Consider the following 3,131-nt stretch of genomic DNA (forward strand, 5'->3'; position numbering starts at 1 on the left):
ATGGATCTTTTATAATGCTGTTCGCAATTAATTTTTTCATCTTCTTTTACAATCAAAAGTATTTGGCAGTAGTTGAGAATCAGAGAAGGAAGTCTAAAGACTACTATACTTATGTAAGTATAGCTTATGCACTCATAAGCGTAATTGCCCATCTTTATGTAAACCTCTAAGTTCTATTGCTAGCTTGAGCTTTGCTTGCACCAGTTTAAGCTGCCTCAAATTTGAAAGAGCACAACAACCTAAAATTCCAATATGAAAACAGATAAGTCACTAAACAATGAGGTAGAGCAGGAGCTCGTATTAGATACAGCTTCGCGATCTTTATTAAGATCAGTATCAACATGGAGTAAAGTTCTGGCTGTGGTAGGTTTCTTAGTGGTGTGTGGGAGGCTTTTCTTCACGCTCAAACAAGGTGTGTGGAGCCCTGATGATGCTGAAGGTGCTGCCTGGGCAGTTGGCAGATTTGTCCTTGATGCCGTATACTTCTGCATAGCGGTATGCCTGCTTCTGTTTTCAACCAGAATAGACAAAGCATTTAGTCAAAACAGCCAAGCGCTATTAGTAAGCGCTTTAAGCGATCTAAAGTTGCTTTTCAAATTGGCGGGTATATTCGCCATGATAGTTACAGTATCTTTTATACTATGGCAGCTGTTTGTGGAAAGCAGCTTTTGAAGCAAGCGAGTCCATACAAGTTCAGGAAGCACACCCATCGCGGTGTGCTTTTGATTTTATAAAGTGTCCAAGTAGATTCTTACGTAACTTAGCAACCAGACAAGTATAGATACTATGAAATCAACGGGAGGAGCAAGTGAATTTATTGTACGCTCTAACGAGATAGATTACCGAGGGCAGGCTACCATGCCAGCACTGGTAAGTTATATGCAGGAGGCAGCCTGGAGCAATACACAGGAACTAGGCATATCTATGTATGATTTGCTGGAACGTGGGCTTACGTGGGTGCTGCAGCGCATGCGCATAGAGATGTTCCGATATCCTGCACACAACGAAGAAATAATTGTAGAAACCTGGGCCTCGGGCCGGGAGCGCGTGTTTATGTACCGCGATTTCAGGATTTATACTTCAAATCGGAAGCTACTAGGGCAGGCAACAAGCGTGTGGCTGGTGATGGATGTGGTGAAACGCCAGTTGGTGTCAGTACCCGATTTTATTTCGGCGATGGAGATCGTGCCGGGGCGGGAGCCATTACCTTTTGCCAAAGGTAAGCTGCCACAGCTACAGGAGCCACAGCAGGAACAGCAAATGCCTGTGCGCTGGCACGACATAGACCTGAACCGCCACGTTACTAATACCCGCTACCTGCAATGGGCCCTGGATACCCTGCCGCTAGAGCTACTGGAGCAAAAGCAACTGCAAAAGCTAGACATCATCTTTAAAGCAGAGAGTGTGCTGGGAGATACTGTTGCATCGGCTACAGCCCGGAACGATGAAAATGAAAACGTATACTTGCACCGGCTTACTAGCCAGGAAAGCGGCAAAGAGCTGGTGCAGGCTGTTACAGAGTGGAAGGTGCTGGAGCAGGTATAAATTCAAAAACAAAATTTAATTTAACATCAATGGTAGACATAAGAAGAGGAACCATAGACGACCTGCCGCAGGTGCATGCGCTGATACGCGAGTTAGCTGAATTTGAGAAAGCACCGCAGGAGGTAACCACCACTGTGCTGGAAATGGAACGCGACGGCTTTGGTGAAAACCCAATCTATAAGTTTTTTGTAGCCGAAGGCGAGAACGGTATTGTAGGCATTGCTTTATACTATACGGCCTATTCCACGTGGAAAGGCCGCACGTTATACTTAGAAGACCTGGTGGTGACAGAGTTTATGCGCCGCACTGGCATCGGCAGAAAACTGTTTAACGCCGTTGCGCAGGAGGCGAAAGATACCGGAGCCAAGCGCTTCAGGTGGCAGGTGCTGGATTGGAATGAGCCTGCTATTACTTTCTACAAGCAGGTGGGGGCTGAAATAAGCAGCGAGTGGTATACCTGTACCATGACAGAAGAGCAGATACAGCAGTATGCGAATTAGCACCCATAATGCATCAAAACAGCAAGGCCAGCTACTGTAGAGTAGCTGGCCTTGCTGTTTTAGTGTTGTCGTAATTAGCTTTTACGTTCTACGTCTTTAGCTACAACCTCCAGCATAGACCGGAATATGACATACTTGCCGTTATAACGGTTGTGATGGCGTGCCTCCAGTTCTGCTTCGCTGTTATTTTGATATTCCTCCAGATCCTGCAGGTTGCGGCAGGTGTACTGCACTGCATAGGTGGTGCCATCGTTTGCTATCTCATGCATCAGGCGGCTAATCTGGTTGCCCAAAAAGTAACCCGTACCCATTACAGCTGGTATGTGCACCTCTTTCATCCATTGTAGCCACTCCTCAGCTACAGTGTTATCAATACTAATTGTCTCGTTATACAAAATCATACCCAAAAGTACGAAATTCTGCGGGAAGTGGTCTGGCAGAAAACAGAACAGCCTGTGCTATGCAAGCACAGGCCGTTTAAGGAAATATAATTGTTTAAAGTGAGACTTTATTTGCAGCTCCAGCGACCTGCCAAGCCATCGTAATAGCCTTCGGCAGGGTTAGGCTGGTAAGCCAGCACGAGTGGCTTTGCATCAGTCTGCGGAACCAATTGCAGCTGCCCTTGGCTGAGCTGAATGTACACTACGCCTCTGCTGCCTGTTACAGCCTTTAGCGTATGTGCTTTGTTGTTTACCAGGTAACTGCTGTTGCTGTTTAGGCCAGTAGCAGTTAGTTCTGTAATACGATATACTTTAGACGGTGAGATAGCTCCTGAGCTTGCCAGTGAAACCTTATCATTGCTTTCCAGCTTTCCGCCTAGCCAAAGGTCTTCACCCAGGCAATTAGACGTTTCGGCAATCAGGTCGAAGTAAACCTCATCAGATGCATTCTCAATAGCTGCAACAGTAATAGAAGGTGCCTTGATAGGGGCAACTACTGCTGTAGTATTGTGCTGCTCATCTACTTCACGCTCTACCCGGGCAGAACAAGAAGCCAATACAAGCAGCGATACGATTATCAAAACAAATGAGTTTACATCGGAAATTTTCAGAGTAGAATTTTTATTCATAAGCGAAGTATTTTTTT

General features: G+C 45.8%; 4 protein-coding genes. 2 read left to right on the forward strand and 2 right to left on the reverse strand.

Annotation, left to right across the window (positions count from 1 at the left end; translation table 11 throughout):
• The first annotated feature begins 786 nt into the window (after positions 1-786).
• Together ACFQ2O_RS20840 and ACFQ2O_RS20845 are read left to right on the forward strand one after the other, a co-directional pair.
• On the forward strand, positions 787-1,545 hold the full coding sequence (locus tag ACFQ2O_RS20840; protein ID WP_377532677.1) for an acyl-[acyl-carrier-protein] thioesterase: 759 nt from the start codon (positions 787-789) through the stop codon (positions 1,543-1,545).
• 29 nt (positions 1,546-1,574) lie between these two features.
• Entirely contained in the window at positions 1,575-2,045 is a 471-nt protein-coding gene (locus ACFQ2O_RS20845; protein WP_377532679.1) for a GNAT family N-acetyltransferase, read from the forward strand.
• A gap of 74 nt (positions 2,046-2,119) precedes the next feature.
• On the opposite strand, the gene ACFQ2O_RS20850 is transcribed toward ACFQ2O_RS20845, so the two are convergent.
• Positions 2,120-2,446, reverse strand: a complete 327-nt coding sequence (locus ACFQ2O_RS20850) for a DUF4286 family protein (protein ID WP_377532681.1) — start codon at positions 2,444-2,446, stop codon at positions 2,120-2,122.
• A 107-nt stretch (positions 2,447-2,553) separates the two neighbouring features.
• Positions 2,554-3,131, reverse strand: a 578-nt coding sequence (locus ACFQ2O_RS20855; protein ID WP_377532683.1) for a hypothetical protein, incomplete at its 5' end; no start/stop codon positions are given.

Source organism: Pontibacter rugosus, from assembly GCF_042678745.1.
Lineage (GTDB): Bacteria > Bacteroidota > Bacteroidia > Cytophagales > Hymenobacteraceae > Pontibacter > Pontibacter rugosus.